Source organism: Blautia sp. AF19-13LB, from assembly GCF_003479105.1.
Lineage (GTDB): Bacteria > Bacillota > Clostridia > Lachnospirales > Lachnospiraceae > Fusicatenibacter > Fusicatenibacter saccharivorans.
In genome coordinates this window covers 1-19,322 of record NZ_QUGO01000007.1, presented here as the reverse complement: position 1 = coordinate 19,322, position 19,322 = coordinate 1, and the positions used below count along the sequence as shown (strand labels likewise).

The following is a 19,322-nucleotide window of genomic DNA, read 5'->3' as shown; positions in this document are numbered from 1 at the left end:
TTTTTATTCACCTCTTGTGAAATCCGGTGTTCCATTTTCCTCTACAAAAGCATCTAAATCTTTCTGAATTGCTGCCTTTACATCGTCATAACCGGCCGCTTTCAGTTCTTCTCTCATCTGATCGACAGTTGCCTTCGGATCATCTACCTGACCATATGCCAGCTGCGGGATATATTTTGCGAGAACATTAGCCAGTGCTGCCTGCTTTGCCTCAATTGCAGTTGTATCAACAATCAGGTTTTCAAATGGATAATCATAACCGATTTTATCCAGCGAACTGATCAGATCATCGGTTCCATCCCACCAGCTTTCATCCTGCAGTTCCAGATCATCATTACGTCCCATCCAGAAATTGGAATCCAGGGCATCTGTACTGGAATCAAATCCATCTGGTCTGCCCAGCTTGCCATCTTCTGTTACAATATAATCCTCACCTTCAATACCATAGTTTAACAGACGATAGCACTCTTCATCATTTCTTAACAGATCATATACCATCAGGGCGCGTTCCGGATGTGTGGAGTTTGCACTGATAGCACATGCACCATGCTCTTTCAGCGGATGCTGTACGTTCTGATTTTCTTCGCCCCAGTAATAGAACTGCGGATCGGAACCCGGCTGTTTCTTCTCCATATTCGGAACAATCGTAGAATAATAGGTCTGGGCATGATGCTGATCCGCACCGGTTGTTCCGGCATAAAACTCTTCTCTGGTGTCTCCGTCAAAGTTCAGGACATCTTTTCTCCATACACCCATGTCATTCCATTCTTTCATCAGCTCTGCCGCATCATAAAGGCTGTCATCCTCTACATACGGAGACATAACGGTTGTCGGATCGTCCTGCATAACACCCCAGAAGTCTGTGTAAATACCAACACTGGCGCAATTGAATGCCGTATATTCCTTTTTCGAAGTAATATAGCCGCCAAGAATACCTCCCGTCTGGTTTTTGCCAGCGATATCCCACGGAATAACATCTTCCTTATTATCTTTAATATACTGGAAATACGTCGTCAGATCTTCAAATTTTGTAATTTTTCCATTTTCCAGACCTGCTTCTTTTGCCCAGTCTCCACGATAGAACATACCATGGTTCGTATACTGTGTATAGTGATCTTCCGGTATGAAATAAATTTCATCGTTATATTTGCAGATATCCCAGTCTCCGTCTGCGGATACCTGTTCCCAGGTCTTTGGCGCATATGTTTTCAGCATATCCTCGGAAAGTGGAAGAAATGCGCCCTTCTTTGTATTTTCCCATCCGTACAGCCAGTCCGTTGCCGTACAAATCAAATCCAGACTGCTGTCTCCACTCAACAGCTTCAGATTATACTGTGTCTGCCAGTCTGTCCATTCTATGTACGTAAACTCGAGTTCTGCATTTACTTTTTCCGTCAAAATCGGATTCAGTTTGTCCAGCATGGCTTCCAGTCTGCCATTGGTCGGTTTGTTTCCCAGCACCAGCATGTTAATTACTTCATGCTTGGAAGTATCAATACTTCCATCTTCCTTTACGCTTGTGTTGCCGGATCCGCTGCTTTCGGACCCACTGCTTCCGCATCCTGCCATACTTGCAATCATCAGGGAAGCCATTACCAGTGCTACTGCCTTTTTACCTGTTACGCGTTTTCTCATAGCGTCCTCCTTCTTTTCCTGCTTTTTCGGAATTTTATGTGAATCCCCATCAAAACACAGGGGAATCTCACATCATACTTTTTCCATGGTCAGCCTTTGACCGCGCCTACTGTAATACCAGAGATAAAGTATTTCTGTACAAACGGATACAGAAAGATGATCGGTCCGGTTGCAACAACTGCTGTTGCCATTTTCAATGTGTTAGATGGAAGGTCTGCCACACTGACATTTGCACCTGCTACAGAGTTTTTCAGTGCATTTGCTGTATTGATGATCTGATATAAGTAGTACTGTAATGGTTTATAGGTTACAGAACTGTTCAGATACAGAGAAGAAAGATACCATTCATTCCAGTATCCCAGTGCCAGAAAAAGTCCTACCGTTGCAAGTGCCGGCTTTAACATCGGGAAAATCAGTGATACGAAAATTTTAAAGTCTCCCGCTCCGTCAATTTTTCCGGATTCTGTAATTTCATATGGTACCGATTTTGCAAAATTCTTCATCAGAATGATCAGCCACGGAGACATTAACAGCTGTAAAAATACTGCCATATAACTTCCGTTTAATTTCAGGTACCTGGAAACCCAGATATAGGTTGGTGCCATACCGGCGGAAAACAGTGTTGTAAAGTAAATAAAAAATGACAATGCATTTCGAAACGGAAAGTCCTTTCTTTGTAATGCATAACCGGTCATCGCAATGATAAACAGACCAACAACTGTTCCGCATACCGTCAGTGCAATGGTAACTCCGTATGAGCCAAGAATCATTTTAGGTGAACGAAATACCAGTTCATATGCACTCAGAGTAAACCCTTTGGGTAAAAGCCCAAATCCCTCTTTCGCTACAATACTCTCGGTACTGAAAGATGCAGAAATAACCAGGATAAATGGAAGTAAGCAGATGAGCGCCCAAATACTCACAAATACGTAGGAGATAATTCGTAAAGCTCGCGTCCCTGGATCCAGTTTGATTTTATTACGATTTTTCATTTTCTTCTCCTCCTAAAACAGTGCATAGTCCGGATCAAGTCGTTTTACCACCCAGTTGCTGAACATAACCAGAACAAATCCAAAAATAGACTGATACAAACCTACGGCAGAAGATGTTGCAAAGTTATTCTGTGTCGTCATTGTACGGTATACAAAGGTTTCAATGATATCAGTTGTCGGGAACAACTGTGAATTCGCACCACCTGTCAGGTTCCAGAACAAACCAAAGTTTCCTTTCATGATTCCGCCAAGCGCAAACAGAAGCAGAATGATAAAGGTTCCTTTCAGGGAAGGAAGAATGATGTAACGAATTCTCTGCCAGCTGGTAGCGCCATCTACCTCTGCTGCTTCTACCATACTGGAATCAATACCGCAGATTGCCGCGAAATAAACAACAGAACCATAACCTGTTTGCTGCCACATGTTACAGAAAATAATGATGAAGGGCCATAAACCAGCTTTGCTGTAAATCTGTATTGGGTCAGCACCCGTTTCACGAAGAAGTGCATTTAATGCACCCGTGTCATAATTCAGAATATTAAATGCGATCGCCCCAATCAGTACAGCAGAAATAAAATACGGAAGGAACATGATTGTCTGTGATACCTTTTTAAAAAATTTACTTCTGATTTCATTCAGCATAAGAGCAATTACGATCTGAAAAACATTTCCAAGAAGAATAAAAACCAGATTGTATAAAATTGTATTTTTCGTTAAAGTCCACAATTCACCGGAAGAAATCAAAAATTCAAAGTTTGATAATCCTACAAAAGGGCTTCCAAAAATACCATCCCGAAAATTGTAACTCGTGAATGCAATCCATACGCCCGGCAATGGGCAATAGTTAAACACGATAAAAAAGATGACTGCTGGCAAACACATCAGAAGAAGTGTTTTGTTGTTGCGAAAAGTCTTCCATGCTCGATTCTTTTTACTGGGGACAGCCGGAAGAGCTGCTGTCGTTTGGTTCCTTTTTCCTTTCACGTTGCGTTCCTCCTATTTTGCAGTTTGTGAAAATTTGTCTGCACATAATTTGCAGCCTTTATATGAAACCGTTTTCACGTTTTTCCAAAAATAAAAGTGATCATGATGAATGTATCTTTGTTTTTACTGCTTTTCCTGTATATTATAACGATAATTCCATCTAAAAAGCACTTAACTTATACATCTTTCCAAATCACATATCTTTTTAATTGGCACTTTCGTGAAACCCTTTTCATATTTCGTACTATACTCCTTCCGCTTTGATTTGTCAACTTGTTTTTTGTATAATTTGCTTTCTTTTTTTTAAAGCCATCTGAATTAGTTGACAATTTGACAAATCACCCCTTTATTCCTCTATGTATATCCACTTTTTTTCTTTCTGAAAACGCGCTATTTACCGCCATTTTGATCTGTCGGTATCTCTCTTACAAAAGCCAAAATCTGTTCCAGGATCAATATCACCATGTCTGCAAACATTCCAAAATTAGTGCAAAAAAATTCTTCTCTCTGATGGTCTTTTAAAATCAAAGAGAAGAATTATCTGGCTATATGAAATTACATGCTTCTGAATCGATAATGTGATATTATTGCAATATCGTGGATTCGCGTACGATTAAACGCGACACACATTGCTGAATTTTCGGAATCTCTTCTCCTGAAAGAAGTTTTACCGCAGACGCAGCCAGCATTTTTCCAAAAGAAGCATAATCATAGCAAACGCTGGTAAGCTTCGGGTTAACAATATCTGACAGAAAGGTTCCGTCAAAGCTGACAAGCGATATATCCTGCGGAACAGACAAATGATGTTCCTCAATACACCGAAGAATTCCGATTGCGCTGAAATCATTGATTGCAATTACGGCAGTCGGCATCGTACGATTTTCCTGAAAGAGCTTTTCCATACACTGGTACCCCCCTTCGATGTTGTAATCCGAATCCGTTACATAGCGTTCTCTGTATGTGATTCCATTTTTACGAAGCAGCATACGATACCGCATTCGTTTATCATATGTTGACCGGATGTGATTTTTCCCGCCGATCAGTGCAATATGCCGATGGCCAAGCGAAAAAAGATGCTCCATGGCAAGGTCTACACTCGCCATTTCATCAATGCATACCTGATAACAAAGAGATCCTTCTATTTTTCCAGTTGTAATAATCGGTGTAGTGTCTGTGATTCGATCAAGCAAATCCACATATTCCAAATCTGTAACGAGCTGGTCTGATTTTCCTCCCATTAAAATAATTGCATCCACACGCAGGTCAAACATCTTCTGCAAATACTGTTCTTCCATTTCATAACTGCTCTGAGATGAAAATATCATGGGAACATATCCACTTGCACCAATTTCCTTTACGCATTCGTCCACAAGCTGTGCATAAAAGGGATTCATCATATCCGCTGCAAGAATGCCAATGATTTTTGTTCTTGCATTTGTCAGCCCCTGTGCTAGCGCATTGGGGCGATAATCATATTTTTGTATGATTTCCTCCACTTTTTTTCTTTTTTCCTCGCTTACCCGGGCATTTTTCGTCATGACCCGAGACACCGTCGCCGGCGAAACGCCTGCTTCTTTTGCAATAGTATAAATGTTTTTTTCTTTTTTCATAAATCGCCCTCTTGAAACTCTTACTCTATTCCAATTTTTTGAAACCCTTTTCATTTCAAATTCAAGGATAGACTTTTTGCACGTAAAAGTCAATCCTAAAGTCGCTATTTTACAAAAAATCCCTCTCTTTTCCATGGATTTTTCAGATGAACTCTTTATAATAAAAACCATAGGAACGTATAAAAATTGAAATATCATGATAAAAACAGGAGGTTATAAATCTATGAATACCCAAACAATTTATCTCCATCATTCCTGGAAATTTCACTATGGCGAAGAGCCGGATGCCTGGAAAAAAGACTATGATGATACTGGCTGGACAGCTGTCGAGCTTCCACATGACTGGTCTGTTGCAATGCCATTTTCCAGATCCTATTCCAGCGGCACCGGATATGCAGCCGGCGGCATCGGATGGTATCGTGGAACCTTTTCCCTGCCTGAGAAGTATCGTGGAAAACGCATCGTGCTGCTGTTTGACGGTGTCTACAAAGAAAGCCAGGTCTGGTTCAACAGTTATTATCACGGCTTTCATCCCAATGGATACACACCTTTTTTCTATGACATAACATCCCAGGCTGTTTTTGGTACAGATGGTATCAATGAAATCAGCGTCCGTGTAGACCGGACAGAGATTTCAGATTCCCGATGGTTTACCGGTTCCGGAATCACAAGAAAGGTAACGCTCCTTGTTACAGATCTTCTTCACGTTACACCATATGGCACCTGCTTTTCCATAAACAGGGCAGATAAAATCTCAGCGGATCTTTCTATCACAACAGAGATCTGTAATATGGAAGATCAGGAAACCTCTTTTTCACTGGTCCAGTATCTGCGTGATCAAAATGGAAACACGGTGTTTTTCGCCGAGCAGAGAGCCACTCTTCTTCCTGGAGAAACCGCAAAACTAAAGACTGAAGGAACGGTAGCACAGCCAACACTGTGGTCTCCGAAACATCCATCTTTATATACACTCGAAACATGGCTCCACAAAGCCAAGGATGACTCCGCCTTTCTTGCAGACAAGTTCCGTGTAGGTATCCGCACCTTCCGTTTTGATGCCGATTATGGATTCTTTCTGAATGAAATCCCCATGAAAATTAAGGGGGTCTGCGTTCACCACGATGCCGGTGCACTCGGTGCCGCCGTTACAAAAGAAATCTGGATACGCCGCCTTGAAAAGCTCAAAGAAATGGGCTGCAATGCCATCCGTATGAGCCATAATCCGCATATGCCGGAACTGTACGATCTATGTGATGAAATGGGCTTTCTTGTTATGGATGAAGCATTTGATGAGTGGGAAGGGCCAAAAAACAAATGGTCTACCGGTCATAATGTTTATCCTCCAAAGCATCAGGGATATTACAAGTACTTTCCTCAGTACCAGAAAGAAGATCTGTCTGCTATGGTATTGCGCGACCGAAATCATCCAAGTGTAATTCTCTGGAGCATTGGAAATGAAATTGATTATCCAAATGATCCTTACTGCCATCCTCTGTTTCAGACCATGACCGGAAACAATGATGCAAACAAGCCTGCCGCAGAGCGCGTATACAATCCGGATCGGCCGAATGCAGAGCGATTAAAAGCACTGGCTTCCATGCTTGCTTACGAAGTACGCGCAGTGGATCCTACGCGCCCGGTTACACTGGCTGCCGCTTTTCCGGAGCTCTCTGCAAAGATCGGTTTTCTGGATGCCCTCGATGTTGCCGGATACAATTATAAAGAACATTTATACGAGGAAAGCCACTGTGATTTTCCTTCGCTCCCATTTTTAGGCAGCGAAAACGGACATGATCTTGCTGCCTGGCATGCGGTAACCGAAAACGAATATATCAGCGGACAGTTTCTCTGGACAGGCATTGATTATATGGGAGAGGCACACGGATGGCCGCTTCGAGCTTCTGAAGCCGGGCTTCTTACGATGGCTGGCTTTGAAAAATCCGGGTTTTACCGGCGGATGAGCTTCTGGTCATCCAAACCGATGTGCCATCTTTCCACACAGCGGGCAGACTCCATGAGAGAAAGCTGGCAGCCATTATTCGAAAGCTGGAATTACTGTGATGGAGAAGATATCGAAGTCCGCTGCTACACAAACCTTTCCGAAGCGGAATTATTCTTAAACGGAATCAGTCTCGGCAAAAAGGAGGCTTCCTATACTGAAGATTCGATTCGCTGGATCGTTCCCTTTCAGCCGGGCACGCTGATGGTTCTTGCTTCTGGAAAGCTTGCGGCACAAAAGGGCGGGGCTTCCTGTACTTTTGAAGCAAAGGATGAGCTGAAAACGACTTCTATGCCTTGTGCCCTGCAGATCCGACCCTGGAAGCCGTCCAAAGAAAATTCCGCTGTTTTACCGGAAAATCCGCTTCTGCAGTTCGAAGTTTATGCCGCCGACAGAGATGGTGCTTTCTGCTTCGGAGATTCCTCCATGGTTCAGGTAACGACAGACGGAGGCGTCCTTCTTGGAATTGAAAACGGAAATGCTGCAGACTGCACCGAGTATGCTTCTTCCTGCCGCCGGTTGTACCATGGACGACTGATTTTCTATGTCCGCCGCTCTTTTGCAGATCACCCGGTTACCGTGCAGGTTTCTTCAGAACTGCTAAAATCCAATTCTGTTACTATTTTCTGAAAGGAGTAACGACAGACTTTATGTGGAAATCCTTTTACAATCCAGATCTGGGCAAAGTAGAAACGCCACAGGGAACGATGACTCTCCCAAAGATTTTTCTTCCCCTGTTTCTGGAAATGTTTTTGATGAATCTGATGAGCACCGTCAATACTTTTACTTTGTCCTTTTATTCCGATGAAGCAGTTGCTGCCGTTGGTTCCGCCGGACAGTTTATGGGCATGATTCTGAATTTCTATTCCGTAATCAGTACCGGTGCGTCCATCGTAATCAGCCAGAATCTTGGTGCCAAAAAGGAAAAAAATGCATCCGATGCTGCTTTCTGTGCGCTGTTTGCAGGTGCCGGGTTAAGCGTTCTCCTTGGTGCTACACTTTCGTTCTTTTCCATGCCCCTGATGCGGCAGATGAATTTATCCGGCCAGGTATTAACATATGCCTCTTCTTACCTGAGAATCTGCATTCGTGTTTCCTTTTTTGCCGCGTTCGTGTCCATCTGCAGTGCCATATTTAAAAGCTATGGAAAGCCCAAAATATCGGTATTTGTTACCCTTGGAATGAATGCGCTGAATGCCCTTTTAAATTATCTGATCGTCTTTCAGCCGGTCGAACTGCCGCTTCACGGCGTAGAAGGGATTGCCTGTGCCTATGCCTTCAGTGAGGGCTGTGCCGCTTTTACCATGCTTCTGCTGCTCCTGGTTCTTCCGCTTGGCCTTGACTTCCGTCATAAGTCCATACGCAGCAGTTTCCGGATTTTACCAAAAGTGCTTCAAATCGGAATTCCAGGCGGTATCAGTACGCTTTCCTATTCTGTATCCCAGGTAGTGACAACCTCCATTATTGCACTTGTCGGTGTGCAGGCTGTTTCCGCCAAAATTTATGTTTCCACACTTGTTTTTTACGTGTATGTCCTAGGCCTCTCCCTTGGTCTTTCGACCTCGTTGCTGATCAGCTGGCTTACCGGCGCCGGAAAATACGAACAGGCTTATCAGCTGAATTTGCAGAATTTAAAAATCACAATTTTGCTGAATGCCTGCCTATCCACGCTCCTTGCCTGCTTTGGTTCCGTGCTGCTGCGGATCTTTACAGACGATCCTGCGATCCTTTCGATCGGACATACCATTTTGTTTTTTGATATTTTCGTGGAAATTTTTCGAGGCTTTAATCACATTGAGGAAAATTCCTTGCGCGGAGCAGGCGATGTGGTTTTCCCTATGGGTGTTTCCATTCTCTCCTGCTGGCTGATGAGTGTATTCTTCTCCTATCTGCTTGGTGTAAAAATGGGATTCGGATTATTCGGATGCTGGATCGCTTTTGGCATGGATGAGGCGTTCCGTGGTGTAAATTATCTGATCCGGTGGCGATCACGCAAATGGATGAAAAAAACCGTTGTTATTTCTGAAGAAAATACAATCTGGCCTTAAAAGGCTCCAGCTTCTCGTTGATTTTTCATTCGAGAAGCTGGAGCTTTCCGCTGTTGTTCATCTGCCCTAAAGCATTTTTTTGTATTATTATTTGATACGTTTCAGTTCATACTGTCTCGTACCAAGACCAATTTTCTCTGCCTGGTCAAGGGTTGCCTGCCATTCAATATTCGGATTGGAATCCTTGAAATGATCGTGGTGGCAATGCCATCCCGGCTCTGCAAGATGCTCGCCAAGCTGACTGTTTTCGATCGGAGTTGCCTTCAGGCAGGCATCGGCACACGCCTGGTCAATGGCAACCGGGTCGAAGCTTGCAAACATTCCGATATCCGGCAGGATCGGAGCATCGTTCTCCCCATGGCAGTCACAGTTCGGGCTGATATCCTGTACCAGAGAGATATGGAAACACGGACGTCCATGACAGACAGCCTGTGCATACTCAGCCATTTTCCGGTCGAGAAGCTCGTTTGCACTGCTGTTTGGATTATAAACCGCATCAAAACTGCAGGCACCGATGCAGCGGCCGCATCCTTTGCATTTGTCATAGTCAATGACTGCTTTTTTATCCACATAGGAAATTGCATCGCTTCCGCATTCTTTTGCACAGCGGTGGCAGCCACGACAGACATCCGTATTGATCGCCGGTTTTCCACTGGCATGCTGCTGCATCTTTCCGGCGCGGCTTCCGCATCCCATACCGATATTTTTCAGTGCACCGCCAAAGCCCGTTGCTTCATGGCCTTTGAAATGGCTCAGACTGATAAAAATATCTGCGTCCATGATCGCATGGCCAATCAATGCTGTTTTGCAGTATTCTCCGTTGACAACCGGAACCTCAATTTCATCGGTTCCTCGCAGTCCATCTCCGATGATAATCTGGCATCCTGTGGTAATGGTATTGAATCCGTTCAGATTTGCGCAGTCAAGGTGCTCCAGGGCATTTTTTCTGCTGCCCGGATATAACGTATTGCAGTCTGTCAGGAACGGAAGACCTCCCTGCTCTTTACAGAGATCTGCAACCACTTTCGCATAATTCGGACGAAGAAACGCCATGTTTCCCAGTTCGCCAAAATGCATTTTGATTGCAACAAATTTACCTTCCATATCAATGTCTTTGACGCCAGCAGCGATACAGAGTTTTTTCAGCTTGTCAAGCTGACTCGTTCCCACAGGACATCGAAAGTCGGTAAAATAAACCGTTGACTTTTCCATTCTGTTATTCCTCCTAATTTGTCCTTTTTTATCAGAATAGCACTTTAAGCTTACTTGAAGTCAAGTGTGATTGTAATATGCATGGATCCAGTCATGCCCGAATGTTACAGTTTACTGCTACCCAGCAATCTGTAATATTTGCAGTCCTCATAGAAAGTTTTGCTTCGTAAAAGGAAGATTTGTAGTATTCTGTAAAGTTCATGCACTTGTCTTTTTTCAGGATTTTTCGTATACTGAAGGTAGTTTTAAAAAAATCAGAGTACAGAGTAAACGAAAACCGTCTGTTTTCTTTTACTCCCTGGGAGGTCGCATTTATGATAAAGGCAGTATTATTCGATATGGATGGTATCCTGTTTGACACCGAGATTGTAATGAAAGAGGGCTGGCAAAAAGCTGCCCGGGAGCTGAATTTTACGCTCACGGAGGAACATCTCTCACAGATGCGCGGCAGCGCGCTTCCACGGAGCAGAAAGCTGTTTGAGGAGTGGTTTCACGGAAAGGTGACATACGATGAGGGACGCGCGATCCGCTCGGCGTATCTGAATGATTATATTCAGCGAAATGGTGTACCGGAAAAGCCGGGACTTCACGAGTTTCTTTCCTGGCTGAAGGAACATTCGATTAAAGTTGCGGTTGCCACTTCCACAACACGGCGCGTTGCGGAAGGATACTGGAAACAGTCTGGCATTGACCAGTATATCGATGCTTCAGTCTGCGGGGATGAGGTAATCAACAGCAAGCCGGATCCGGAAATTTTCTTAAAAGCAGCGTCTCTTCTGAAAGTTCCGATTGCTGCATGCATGGTAGCCGAAGACAGCATCAATGGTCTGAAGGCCGCGCGTGCAGCTGGCGCCATCTCCTGCATGATCCCGGATCTGACACCGTATACAAAAGAGCTTTTTCCATTTTGTGATTATGTGAGTCCTTCTCTTTTGACCTGTAAAGAAATTCTGCTGCAGACTCCGGAAGCGGACAAACTGAAAAGCTGGAAGTAAAAAATCATACATAAATTCAATTATTTTACTGTAAGAAAGTCCTCCACACAGAATCTTTCTGCTGCGGAGGACTTTCTTTAACACGTTTTCATCATCTGTTCGTTTATTCTACATCTACCGGCGAATCATACGATTCCATAACATTGTAGATCTGTTCTGCTGCTGTTGTACGCAGTTTCTGCTGTGTGCTCTGGTTTGCGCATTTTTCGTATTCACGCATGAAGGCAGTTGCTGCGGTGTCAACATCTTCGGCATTTTTCAGTCTGTCCAGCAGATTCGGATTGTAGTCGGAAAGGTAGGCCATCAGACTGTCGAGCTGGCCGGACAGGCTTCCAAGGCTCTTTCCAAGATCAATGGTATATCGGCACAGATACTCTTTGATCGTTGGATCTGTAAAACCACAGAGACCATATCCATATCTTCCGCCACTGTAAAGGCCAAAACGGGAACTTCGGATCACTTCGTCACGGGAAATGATTCCGGCGTCAACAAGGTTCGTGTACTGCTCTCCGCTCAGGCTTGTGCGGCTGGTAGAGCCATACTCAAGCAGTGTCGGATTGAGGTCTGTGGATGCCTCGTTTGCAATATTTCCCATAATACCGGCGGCTCCTTCTTTTGTAAATCCGTGCATCAGGAAGTAATTCCAGATCTTTTCTGCGTTCGTTCCGCCGATTTCATCGTCGGCTGCAAAACGACGGATCGTCAGAATCGTGTCACAGTCCACCGGGCGGTCGCAGGTGATACCGGCGTTTTCATTCAGCGCTTCTACGATTTTTCCTTCTCCGTCATACAGCGCCACATGGCCATTATAGCAAATAACATCGCCTGCGCGTGCCTCATCCAGGCTTGCAACCTCCGTTCCAAGGCTGCGCCATCCGCCGGAGGTCGTATATTCACCGTCGTACGCACCGCAACGGGTCAGAATCTGCCATACAAAATGAGAGCAGTCAATACCGTCCGTCAGGGAGTTTCCACCCCAGACGTATGGTCTGCCAACGAACTGTTTTGCAAATGTGATAATACCGTTTCCGGTTGAGGTTTTTACTTCATAAACCGTTTCTTTTTTATAGGGAAAGGCTTCATTTTCAGACGGATCGATCACCTGATCCGCCAGTTTCATCTGATCCTCTCCGGTGCCGGTTACATATTCCAGCGCCTCTTTTCCCTGCTGCAGATAATCCGTACGGACAAAACCGCGGACGTCGCCCGATTCAATATAAACCCACTCCTGATCCGCATCGGCGATCACAAAGCAGAGTGCCTTTGCCGGAAGTGTTCCCACGATCCGTGCGCTGGTGGAACCGCTTTCGCGGACGTTTAATCTGGTATCGACCTTTGCGTAGGCGTACGCTTTGTCGACCTGTGCGAAACCTGCGCGGAGATCTTTTTTCATGGAGCTGATATATTTTCCGTAATCAATCGTCTGAATCCAGTCATCCGCCTGTGTCTCATCATTTTTCGGTGTTTCTGTCGGTGCTGGTGCAGGCGTCTCGGTTGGCACCGGTGTTTCTGTTGGTTCCGGGGTTTCGGACGGGGCTGGAGTCGGCGTTTCACTTGGGGATGGCGTTACCGACGGTTCTGGAGTTTCGCCTGGAGTTGGTTCCGGGGTTTCACTTGGAGATGGCTCCGGCATCTCGCCTGGATTCGGGTCTTCCGGTGTCTCCGTTGGAGTCGGATCCTCTGTCGGTTCTGGCGTTTCCGGTACTTTTGGCTCCTCTGTGGAAGCGGCATTTTCATCCTGAGATGGTACGGACGGTTCTTCTGCTGGTGTCTCGGTTTCCTGTGTTTCTACAGCCGGAACAACGGCTTCTTCTGTGTTTCCGTTTTCCGTTTCACTTTGCGTGGCCGGTGCATCCGCCTGATCTTTCTGCGTTTCCTGCACCGTTTTCGCTGTCTCCTCTGCATGCGCCGGTGCAGCCGAACCGAGAAGCATTCCGGCTGCCACGCCGAACGCTGTTACCGTTGTGCCAAATTTTTTCTTTGAAATCATATATGTTTTGCTCTCCTCTCTGCTGTTTGTCGATTTCTGCCTGCCATTTTCTGCTTTTGAGGCCGTTCGAATGAAATCACGAAAATGTATCGTTCCTGTAAAGTCTGGCCTCTTTTTTTGAAGATAAACCAAAAATGATATCATTCATTTTCATTGTGCAAAAATTTCACGTATTTTCTATATTGTATCACAGACAACAGCAGATGCAAAGAAACAAATCACATATTGAGGAATTTTTCTGTTTAACGCGTGAAATTGAGAGAGATTCTCTGTAAATTCTCAGGAACCGGACGGAATGCGGATCAGAAGCCGTTTTCCATTCTGCTCTGATACCGTCAGAACCGGAATATGTTTCTTGCGGAGCTGGTGCATGACCGGATAGGCCGCAAAGAGATCACCGCTGACACAGACAGCCTCCGGCTTTTCTTTTAACAAGTCCGACAGGTATTCCCGCAGGCGTATCTTCCATTCTGCTTTTTCAAGTGATGACACGGCATAACTGCCACAGATGTTCAGTTCCGGGGCCTCCGGCAGCGGTTTATGAAGAATAACTGCATGCTCCATGCCCGGCATCTGCCGCAAAAGCGCGTCATCCGCATCAATCGCATCGGTACCGATGTGGATCAGAACCGGTGCTTTTGGCATTCCCGCAAGGCTGATGCGACAGGCAGCGACGGCATCGTCAAGCGTTTCTGCGGTGAGAAGAAATCCTCCTTTGTGGCAGAAAGACACATCGGAAAGCCCCGTCGCTTCCTGCAGTGCTTCTTTTTCCAGGCCAAGCCATGTTTCCGGAAAATCATACTTGTAATTGAATGAATTTTCTTTTCGAACCGGCTGCACGCAGTAACCGCCGCGATTCGATGGGAATATCAGAAATGCAATTTCAGTCGCGGAAAGCTGTTTCTGACATGGAAAAAATTCCGACAGAATCAGAATCTTTTCATCCATTGTTCCTGCCTTTTTCTCCGCTGCGATCCGCTTCCTGTGTTCGGCAAGAAGAGCTGCAAACTGCTGCTCCGCCCGCTCATCCGCACGAAAACGCTCCCATTTATGTTCCAAAATCCGTCCGGCCACTGCCACCGCTTCCAGGAAAGCAGCATCGCTTCCGCTGTTATCATCCCATACCGGATTGAACATGCCGATCATACTGGCGAGTTCATTCTTTTCTCCTGTATTATCATTGAGATCGAGCGGCTGTACAAACTTCTCGTCAAACCGCGCGGCCATCTCCGGACTTAAAATTTCTGTGCCAAGTGCCTCCCATAAAAGGCCAAACGCCGCGTACGGAACCTGGTTTTCCCGGATCCGGCTGTCTTTCTGGTGATGGTCGTATTCTCCTCTCCCAATATCAAAAACAATCCCGTCAAAATCCTCCGGCACACGATTTCCGCGCTGGATGGTAAGCTGCGGATTAAAATGCAGAAGCAGTGCCGCAGAGAACACATCATCCGCATGAAATTTTCCGCCGTGCGTAAAAGCAGCGGCATTTTCTTTTTGTATCTGTTCTAATAATGTCATAAAATTCCAACTTCCTTTTTCTTAAGATCTGCTCTATTTTACTCTATCTGGCGGCTGTTTCGCAACGGTTCTATGTAAAGAAAAGTTTGAAAACTTCCTGGCGCATATTTATTAAAAATCATTTCCGCAGTCTGCACACTTATCTACGAAAATTCTTTTGTGGGTATTTGGAAAATCAAAATGAGCGGCTCCTCTTCCAAGGTTCCGCTCATTTTGATTTTTCTTCCTTTCATACCTGAATCCGGTCTGCAGCTGCATCACACATTGCAATCCGTTTTCCATCCATGCCAAGGATCAATCCACCGTTTATTCTCTGGATGACCTGTACGGTGCTGCCTTCTTTGATTTTACGGCTTCGGAGGAAATCCAGAACATCAGGGATTCCAAACATCCATTTGATGGTACAGATATCACCGGTTTTTTTCTTTGAAAGTGCCTGCATGGTATCCCTCCTTTTTACTTTTTCTATATTGTATTCCCTGAGGAAATATTTAGTCAATAAGAACAATTGGGATACGCTTCTAACTAAAGTTTGTGTGCAAAGCGCTAGAGTGTGTTTGAAAAAGGCTTTTCGTAGTCTGCATGTTCCAATTTGTGGGAGATTTTGTCTGAATGAAGGAGGCGTAGCGGGCTACGGCGACTGAATGAGGGCAAAATATACCGCAAATTGGGGCGTGCAGGCTGCGGAAATGGTTTTTCAAACACACTCTAGTTTTTCAATCAGAGAAAGAGTTTGATGCACGCGATCGCAATCGAAGCCACAGCCACGATCCGTTTCAGCAGCGTCTGGTTGATTTTCGTTGCATTTTTGCTTCCGGCAAAGACACCGATGCCATGTGCGACCAGAAGTACCGGTAAAAGCAAAAAGACTTCTTTGTTTCCGGCGGCCGCGATCAGATAGCCTGCCGCAGACGGTACGGCGATGAAAATCGAATCAAACAAGGAAATACCGACCGCGGTGTGCGCCGGAATACCGAGCAGTGTCAGAATCGGCATTACAAGCACCGGCCCGCCTGCACCGGAGGCGGCACAGACAGCACCGGTTACAGCACCAAGTACCAGGAAAAACGGAACGCTCTGGACTGCTTTTTTCTCTGTATTTCCCGGCTTGTCTTTCCGAAGCAGGATGGAAATTCCGGAGAGCAGAACAACGAGATATAGAATTATTTTCATCGTGTCCGCCGGAATCAGAAGGTTGATCTTGACACCGGCAAGCGCGCCGACAAAACTTCCGGCCGAAAGCACACCTGCCGTTTTCAGGTCAAGGTTCCCGCTCTTATAATAATTTACCGATCCCAGAATGCCGGAAATCAGAAATGCCGCAAAGCTGAGTGCCAGGGACGCGTAGGACGGCATATCCAGAAATCCGGCGTAGAACATCGGAAGCAGAAATCCTGCGATTCCCGTCAGGCCGATACAACCGCCGACCACGAAATTCAGAAGGATCATCAGAATCAGATTTAACATAACTATAGATTCTCCTTATGGTGTAATTTTTTCAGCTTGTTCAAAATACCGCTCTGCCTTAGCAAGAATCCGTGCTTCATCAAGAGTCTGCACGGCACGGTCTTTCATCAAAGTCTTCCCATGTACTACATTGTCGCAGACATCCGCTGCTGTCACGCACTCGAGCAGTGTATTGACAAGATTTCCGGTCGGATACAGATGCGGCTGGCGAAGCGAAATCGTGATAAAGTCCGCCTCTTTTCCAACAGCGATACTTCCGCCGTTTTCATGCAGATAGTCATATCCGCCCTGTGTCGCCATGCGGAGGATTTTCGCTGCCGGCATGACTGCCGCCTCGCTGATACCGACACCGCGTCCGACGTTCATCACGGAACGGAAAATTTTCATCTCATTCCAGAGACTGAGTCCTCCATGCGCCGCGCCATCCGTTCCAAGGCCGACGGTGATGCCGCGCTGCAAAAGAGCCGGCGTATCCGGTACTCCTTTTCCACAGTTGCTGAACGGGCAGTGGCATGTTTTTACCTCATACTTCTTCAGCAGATCCTTCTCATTTTCCGAGAGCAGAATGCAGTGCGCCGCCAGAAAACGCTCATCCAGCACACCAAGCTTTTCCAGGTACTCGATTGGCCGCACTCCAAAACGCTGCAGAAAGAAATTGATCTCGTTCGGATATTCGTTCATATGCGCCTGCAGCAGGGCGCCACGCTCTTTCGCATGACCGGCTGCCTTTAAAATCAGCTCTTCTGTACAGCTGATCAAAGACCGAAGAGAATAGGCGACTTTTAAGTTCCCTTTTCCATGGTACGCGTCATACAGCGCATCTGTCTGCGCCACATTCTGATCGGCGGTATGGCGGATAACATCCGGCAGTGACGCATCATCCATGGTAGATGCAGATAACAGGCCACGCAGCCCGGACTGCAGATAGACATCTGCTGCGCTCTCCATAAAGTAGCTTCCTGCGTCCACAAACGACGTCGTTCCGGATTTGATCATCTCCAATGCCGCAAGTTCGGCACTAAGTTCCATCTTTTCCGGCGTCAGGGTACTCTCAAACGGCAGCATAATGCGCGTCCAGATCATCGGAAGCGCGTCGAGAATCTGTCCCTTTAAAAGCTGCTGCCCCGTGTGCATGTGGCTGTCGCAAAGACCGGGCATCAGAAGCTTTCTGCTTCCGTCAAGAAGCTCAGTTTCCTTATTTCCGGAGAGCGTTATTTCTTCTCCTTCCTGATACGGACGGATGGCAGAAATGATCCCGTTCTCTGTTTCGACGATCTGCCCTCTGGCGATTGTCATATCGTGCAGAAGCACAGAGGTATTCGTTACGATCAGTTTTCCCATAACTGGTTTCCTTTCTTTTTCTATAACAGCAGGAGCCTGCCTCATCCCATTTTCTGTCTGGGAAGAGCCGGGCTCTGTTTCTCTTGCGTAGTGTTTAAATCGTTCCTGTCAGCATCATGACAACCTGTGCAATCACAGCGGAACCGATAAAGGTTCCTGTCATAACAAAGACGCCGATCAGAATCATTTTCCATCCCTGTTTTGCGAAGGTTTTTACCTGGTCGCCGATGGAAATTCCGGCATACGCACCTACCATGGTAAGCGGAGCTGTAAAGTTAATTTTGCCGACTGCGTCGATCACAAACTGTCTTGCCGGTGAAATTGGAGATGCAGCAAGCAGGCCGAGAATGGAAACGTATGCTACAATCGGAAGCTTCAGCGGAATCAGTTTGCTTACCACAACACCGACACAAGAAATCGCCAGCAGAATCAGAATCCCCGGAAGAGAATCCAGAAAGTTTACCTGAAATCCAACCAGATTGGCAAGTCCGATTCCAAGACCGGACAGTAAAAATAAGAATCCCCATTCAATATATCTCATCGCTTATGCTTCCCCTTTCTTTTTTGCGGCACGTTTTTCTGCTCTTCTGTCTGCAAATTTTCCAAGCGTCGGTTCCAGTTTTCGATACAGGAAGTTGCAGAGCGGAATACCGACAAAAATAGCCATGTAAATTCCGTCGATACCGGAAATCGTTTCACTGGCGCTGGCAAGTGCAGAGATCTGGTTCGCCATCGTCGGATAAATCTCGGTCAGTGAAGCGGTGGCGCTCGCCATCATGATGCCGGCTCCAACGCCGGAGGCCATACCGAGAGCATACGGATGGAAAATATTCAACATTGCGATTACGGAAACCATAAATCCAAAATAGATGGTGCCGACCATACCGCCGACCACGTAAATGGAAAGGCTGCCACGCGCTTCCGGGGAATCCGGTCCGAACATATCGGTGATAAGAGCAAGGTTTGTTTCACGGTTGATCGAATGAGTGGCTCCGATCGCTTCCCGCTTTAAGCCGAGCAGAAGTGCCAGCGGCATTGCAAGAAGAATAGTTCCAAGGTTTCCGAACTCCTGTAACAGAAGTGCAGGACCAGCAGAAATGACCGTTTCAATGCTGGCTCCCGCATTGATGCCAAGCTTTGCAATAAACGGACAGATTGCCACAATAACGAGTTTTGATGCTGCTTTTACTTCCTTCGATTTTACGATTTTAGTCACCTGCGGACCGGACAGCACACCAAGAATCAATGCATAAAAAATCGGGAACAAAATAAAGTTTCCCGGTCCCAGCGGGATCTTGACCTGTCCGATGGAATCTGCGATCAGAATGAACACAAATGCCAGAACATAGATCTTCCACTCAGCCTGAATACGGCTTTTCAGTGATGAATACGCATACTTTTCCTTTTTCATAACATTCTCCTCCACCATTGCTCTTTTTATGGTTCATTTTTGTTCTGTCTTGCAGAACAAGAGTATATGGTAAATAACTCGTCCTCCCGAAAAAGATATGCCAGCCCGAAGGCTGGCACT

Annotated in this window: 15 protein-coding genes and 2 pseudogenes; 4 read left to right on the top strand and 13 right to left on the bottom strand. The window is 45.9% G+C overall.

All coding sequences use genetic code 11. The features are described 5' to 3' along the window. Positions 1-3: 3 nt before the first annotated feature. The 4 genes from DWX32_RS08455 to DWX32_RS08440 all read right to left on the bottom strand — a co-directional run bounded on the left by DWX32_RS08455 (position 4) and on the right by DWX32_RS08440 (position 5,356). Positions 4-1,635: an extracellular solute-binding protein gene (locus DWX32_RS08455; RefSeq protein ID WP_117508906.1), complete on the bottom strand. Its 1,632-nt coding sequence runs from the start codon at positions 1,633-1,635 to the stop codon at positions 4-6. Between the two features lie 89 nt (positions 1,636-1,724). Further along, positions 1,725-2,627, bottom strand: a complete 903-nt coding sequence (locus DWX32_RS08450; RefSeq protein WP_117508905.1) for a carbohydrate ABC transporter permease — start codon at positions 2,625-2,627, stop codon at positions 1,725-1,727. Positions 2,628-2,639: 12 nt separating this feature from the next. Then, positions 2,640-3,509 (bottom strand): ABC transporter permease, encoded by an 870-nt coding sequence (locus DWX32_RS08445; protein WP_118700447.1) that lies wholly within the window; start codon positions 3,507-3,509, stop codon positions 2,640-2,642. A gap of 686 nt (positions 3,510-4,195) precedes the next feature. Further along, the gene (locus DWX32_RS08440) at positions 4,196-5,356 is read right to left on the bottom strand and encodes a LacI family DNA-binding transcriptional regulator (protein ID WP_242991094.1); all 1,161 of its coding nucleotides are present in this window, start codon (positions 5,354-5,356) and stop codon (positions 4,196-4,198) included. Between the two features lie 88 nt (positions 5,357-5,444). Here DWX32_RS08440 and DWX32_RS08435 point away from each other — a divergent pair, with 88 nt between their 5' ends. Next, positions 5,445-7,850 (top strand): glycoside hydrolase family 2 TIM barrel-domain containing protein, encoded by a 2,406-nt coding sequence (locus tag DWX32_RS08435; RefSeq protein ID WP_117804956.1) that lies wholly within the window; start codon positions 5,445-5,447, stop codon positions 7,848-7,850. Between the two features lie 20 nt (positions 7,851-7,870). Then, positions 7,871-9,268, top strand: coding sequence for an MATE family efflux transporter (locus DWX32_RS08430; protein WP_117508901.1), 1,398 nt, complete (start codon positions 7,871-7,873; stop codon positions 9,266-9,268). 87 nt (positions 9,269-9,355) lie between these two features. On the opposite strand, the gene DWX32_RS08425 is transcribed toward DWX32_RS08430, so the two are convergent. After that, positions 9,356-10,480 carry a DUF362 domain-containing protein gene (locus DWX32_RS08425; protein ID WP_117804955.1) on the bottom strand — a complete coding sequence of 375 codons (1,125 nt, stop codon included), beginning with the start codon at positions 10,478-10,480 and terminating at the stop codon, positions 9,356-9,358. A gap of 314 nt (positions 10,481-10,794) precedes the next feature. On the opposite strand from DWX32_RS08425, the gene DWX32_RS08420 reads away from it, so the two are divergent. Further along, positions 10,795-11,475 (top strand): HAD family hydrolase, encoded by a 681-nt coding sequence (locus DWX32_RS08420; RefSeq protein ID WP_118594451.1) that lies wholly within the window; start codon positions 10,795-10,797, stop codon positions 11,473-11,475. A 103-nt stretch (positions 11,476-11,578) separates the two neighbouring features. Here the strand turns inward: DWX32_RS08420 and DWX32_RS08415 are convergent, their stop codons facing one another. From DWX32_RS08415 to DWX32_RS20720, 4 genes and pseudogenes are all read right to left on the bottom strand, one after another. Continuing rightward, positions 11,579-13,465, bottom strand: coding sequence for a phage tail tip lysozyme (locus DWX32_RS08415; RefSeq protein WP_118594452.1), 1,887 nt, complete (start codon positions 13,463-13,465; stop codon positions 11,579-11,581). Positions 13,466-13,744: 279 nt separating this feature from the next. Beyond that, entirely contained in the window at positions 13,745-14,983 is a 1,239-nt protein-coding gene (locus DWX32_RS08410) for an MYG1 family protein (RefSeq protein WP_118594453.1), read from the bottom strand. 229 nt (positions 14,984-15,212) lie between these two features. Then, positions 15,213-15,425 carry a ferrous iron transport protein A gene (locus DWX32_RS08405; RefSeq protein WP_022461118.1) on the bottom strand — a complete coding sequence of 71 codons (213 nt, stop codon included), beginning with the start codon at positions 15,423-15,425 and terminating at the stop codon, positions 15,213-15,215. A 79-nt stretch (positions 15,426-15,504) separates the two neighbouring features. Then, positions 15,505-15,624 (bottom strand): annotated as a pseudogene (locus DWX32_RS20720) (DUF6783 domain-containing protein); the annotation flags it as partial. Between DWX32_RS20720 and DWX32_RS20715 the strand changes: the two are divergent. After that, positions 15,574-15,720, top strand: a pseudogene (locus DWX32_RS20715) (DUF6783 domain-containing protein). The pseudogenes DWX32_RS20720 and DWX32_RS20715 sit on opposite strands and share 51 nt — an antisense overlap. Here DWX32_RS20715 and DWX32_RS08395 read toward each other — a convergent pair. The 4 genes from DWX32_RS08395 to DWX32_RS08380 all read right to left on the bottom strand — a co-directional run bounded on the left by DWX32_RS08395 (position 15,704) and on the right by DWX32_RS08380 (position 19,202). Further along, a complete protein-coding gene (locus tag DWX32_RS08395; protein WP_118594455.1) occupies positions 15,704-16,450 on the bottom strand; it encodes a sulfite exporter TauE/SafE family protein in 747 nt (248 codons plus the stop codon). The pseudogene DWX32_RS20715 and the gene DWX32_RS08395 overlap by 17 nt on opposite strands. A gap of 15 nt (positions 16,451-16,465) precedes the next feature. Continuing rightward, a complete protein-coding gene (locus DWX32_RS08390; protein ID WP_118594456.1) occupies positions 16,466-17,791 on the bottom strand; it encodes an amidohydrolase family protein in 1,326 nt (441 codons plus the stop codon). 94 nt (positions 17,792-17,885) lie between these two features. Then, complete coding sequence (locus DWX32_RS08385; RefSeq protein ID WP_118594457.1) at positions 17,886-18,332, bottom strand: hypothetical protein; 447 nt, start codon at positions 18,330-18,332, stop codon at positions 17,886-17,888. Between the two features lie 3 nt (positions 18,333-18,335). Beyond that, entirely contained in the window at positions 18,336-19,202 is an 867-nt protein-coding gene (locus DWX32_RS08380) for a DUF3100 domain-containing protein (protein WP_118594458.1), read from the bottom strand. Positions 19,203-19,322 lie beyond the last annotated feature (120 nt).